Below are 3,823 nucleotides of genomic sequence, written 5' to 3' on the forward strand. Positions count from 1 at the left end.
TGACTGAGCCATAAAATTATACCTTAAATTGTTAGATTTAACCTACATAGTCAACAATTAAATATGATCCGACAATGTATAAGTAGAGCAAATCAGCTATACAGCGTATTCCAAGTTACTGAAGTAACGATTCGTCTCAAAGCCAGCTATCAAGCCTGTTTTACTTCTGATTTCTGACTCCTAAATTCTGAATTTTACTCTACCCTGCTTAATTCATGCAAAAGAAAACTGCTGTCAGCCCTAAGTACTTTTTATTCAGAAGTCAGTGGATTAACCTGATAACATACCAAAAAGAAATGGCTGTGGCTACAAATAGACAACTAACAAATTGAGTGAATAAACTCTACTGGCTAGATCAAATTAAACTACAAGACCGTGCCAAAGTAGGTGACAAAGCCTTTTACTTGAGCAAAATTATCCAGCGCGGCTATCCGGTGATGCCTGGTTTTGTAGTTTCGGCAGAAATTTTGCGGCAATTTCTCGAAAATCTCAATAGTTCAGAATCATTAGTAGCTGACTTACCCCATTCTTCGCTACACCTTGATGTCACTAATTGGCGTCAACTTCAGCAGGTGGCTAGCCGCTTGCGCCAAGAAATTCTGACTGCGACTGTAACCCAGGAGTGGGTGAGTACAATTTTCCAAGCCGCTAGGGAATGGCAAACCAGCTGTTTAATTCTTCGACCTTCCTTGGCAGTATCAACTGCTACTCCAGGTATAAACAACAATATATCGGGTTTACTAGAGTCGGTATTTTGCCAGTGCGAACCGGAAGCGATCGCTTTGGCTCTAAAGCGTACCTGGAGCCAAATATTTCGGGCCCGGAGTCTATTATATTGGCAGCACTTAGGAATTAATCTGCAACAAATTAATCTCGCAGTTTTGGTGCAACCTGTTGAAAATGCGATCGCCAGTGGCTCGCTTACAACTAATGGATCTGGGTGGGAAATTGAAGCTACTTGGGGATTAGGAATTGCGATCGCACAAGGCGAAATACAGCCAGATGTTTACTACATTCAACCAGAAACTGGGGTTGTGCTTGAGCAACAACTGGGCAATAAAATGCTGGCTTATGGCGTTGATGATGCAGAATCTAAAGTTTTTTCGCAACCCGTGCCGAACTCAGCGTTAACACCAGATCATAACTGTTTGATTACCTATATGCTTCCAGAAGCCCAACAAAAACAGTACTCTTTACAAGAAGAATACTTACAACAAATAATTGCTCTGGGAACTCAACTGGTAAGTGAACTAGGTAAAACCTTTACCATTAAATGGACTATCACTCAACAAACAACATCTGGCAAGCTCTACATAACACAAGTGAGTCCTTCAAAATCAATTTCCCACACACACTTCATTAAGGGACTAGGAGCAGCAGGGGGACGTGTTATAGCTACCGCTCTGGTAATTATTAATCCGCAACAAAAACCCGAACAACTACCGAAAGGAGTAATTTTAGTAGTACCAACGATTACACCTGATTGGTTGCCATTATTGCAACAAGTTGGTGGTATTATCACTGAACAAGGGGGATTAACCAGTCACGCGGCAATTCTAGCTAGAGAATTAAGTATTACAGCAGTAGTAAACGCAACATCAGCCACAACTTTAATCCAAACTGGCGAACGATTGCTGCTTGATGGCGACAAAGGAGAAGTTTATCGTATCAAAGGAGACTCAAAGGAGGAGATGGAAAGAGGAAGAGAAGAAAATCTTCTTTCCTCCCATCACTCCAACCCGAAAGCGCCTCATCCTGCTGTTACGTCTCATCTACCTATGATTGCTACCCAACTGCTGGTTAACTTGAGTCAATCCACTTTAATAGAACAAGTGCAAAACCTGCCTGTGGATGGAGTAGGATTGTTGCGCTCAGAATTGATGGTATTAAATATATTGAACGGGCAACATCCTAATAGTTGGATTTTAAGCGGGCGTCAGGCAGAATTGTTAGAGCTATGGTCTGAGCAGATTATGCAATTTGCTCGTGCCTTTGCCCCAAGACCAGTTTTTTATCGTTCTTTAGATTGGCGATCGCAGGATTTACCATCATTGAGTGATAGTTTAGAATCTTCGCCACAATCGATGTTAGGTGAACGCGGTACCTTTAGCTATTTACGAAATCCCGCAGTATTTGAGTTGGAACTGAAAGCTTTGGCAAGTGTACAGGAAGCTGGTTACAGCAATGTCAATCTATTGTTACCTTTTGTGCGAACTGTGGAAGAATTTGTCTTTTGTCGTCGCAAAGTTGAGCAAGCTTTTCTAACCGAGGTGGCGCAGTTTCAATTGTGGATGATGGCAGAAGTGCCAAGTGTCTTGTTTTTATTACCAGAATATATTAAAGCAGGCGCAGCCGGAATTTCTATTGGTACAAATGACCTAACCCAATTATTGCTAGGAGTGGATCGAGAACAAGGACAGCTAGCAAAAGTATTTAATGAACGTCATCCAGCAGTTATGAGTGCGATCGCTCAACTGATCCAAATGGCTAAAAGTGCCGGTATACCTTGTTCAATCTGCGGTCAAGCACCAGCCCTCTATCCAGAAATCATCGATAAGTTAGTGGAATGGGGTATTACTTCCATTTCTGTTGAACCGGAAGCAGTCGAGCGAACATATCAAGCGATCGCTCGTGCCGAACAACGCTTAATTTTAGAAGCTGCACGGCGTGAATTAAAGTAATCCTATTAAATATAGCGGTTATCAGTTGAGTGCAATACAGACCTAACCCCCAGCCCCTTCCCTATAAGGGAAGGGGAGTAAGATTCAAAACCTCTCTCCTTTTAGGAGAGAGGTCAAATTGTATTGCTTCCATTCAAGAACCGCTATAGAATCAGTTTCGCGCAAAAACTACTGTGTAAATACAATCAACAATCATGAGTTTTATGAAAGTATTAGTTACTGGCAACGAAGGAATGATTGGTTCGGTTGTTGAAAAAGTTTTACGTGCTGATGGATGTGAAGTTATTGGGTTTGATATTGCAAGTGGTCATAATATTCTGAATCCAGATGAAATTCGTTCGGCACTTCAAGGCTGCGATGCAGTTGTTCATCTTGCAGCGCTACTTGGAAACTCCGAGGATGTGCCCGATGAAATAATGGCAGTCAATCTTCTTGGAACTTGGCATATTCTTTCAGCAGCAGCAGAAGCAAAACTCAAACGTGTTGTTTTCTTCAGTAGTGTTGATGTATTGGGAATCTTTAAAGGTGAGAGAAAACCAGATTATCTTCCTTTGGATGACAATCATCCTTGTTATCCAACTACCCCTTATGCCGTTTCTAAACGTCTTAGTGAAAAAATGTGTCAGTACTTTACTGATAGTACAGGTATCCCAACTATTTGTCTGCGACCACCAGGTGTTTTTGATGAAGACACTTACGATTTTATTATTTCCAATCGGCAAGCTAATCCTAATTTTGAGTGGAATCCATTTTGGGAATACGGTGCTTTTTTGGATGTGAGAGACGCAGCAGAAGCAGCGCGATACGCTTTATACTGCCCTAATCCAGGTCATGTTACCTTACTACTATGCGCTGATGATATTTCTTCGGCGCATCGAACTAGTCAAGAAATGGCACAATCTCTACTTCCTGAAGTGGATTGGCGCGGAGGCGATGAATATGAACATGAACCTTACAAAGCCTTAATTAACACCCAACTCGCTAAAGAAGTTCTTCAGTGGGTTCCGCATTATAAATGGCGACCATGAAACAAGGCTTCAGCAGTACAAATCAAGCGCTATGACCGATTAGAAATTGACTGCTAAAAAAGCGAATAGTAATCATCGTTGGTGTTGTATATAGCACATTCAACTTTATACAAC

At 41.6% G+C, this 3,823-nt stretch carries 2 protein-coding genes; both read left to right on the forward strand.

Translation table 11 applies throughout. The features are described 5' to 3' along the window. Positions 1–332 precede the first annotated feature (332 nt). Positions 333–2,681 (forward strand): putative PEP-binding protein, encoded by a 2,349-nt coding sequence (locus tag IQ229_RS17285; protein ID WP_194045790.1) that lies wholly within the window; start codon positions 333–335, stop codon positions 2,679–2,681. 203 nt (positions 2,682–2,884) lie between these two features. Continuing rightward, positions 2,885–3,709, forward strand: coding sequence for an NAD-dependent epimerase/dehydratase family protein (locus tag IQ229_RS17290; RefSeq protein WP_194045792.1), 825 nt, complete (start codon positions 2,885–2,887; stop codon positions 3,707–3,709). Positions 3,710–3,823: the final 114 nt, after the last annotated feature.

The sequence above is a fragment of the Nostoc cf. edaphicum LEGE 07299 genome (assembly GCF_015207245.1).
GTDB classification, from domain to species: Bacteria; Cyanobacteriota; Cyanobacteriia; order Cyanobacteriales; family Nostocaceae; genus Nostoc; species Nostoc edaphicum_B.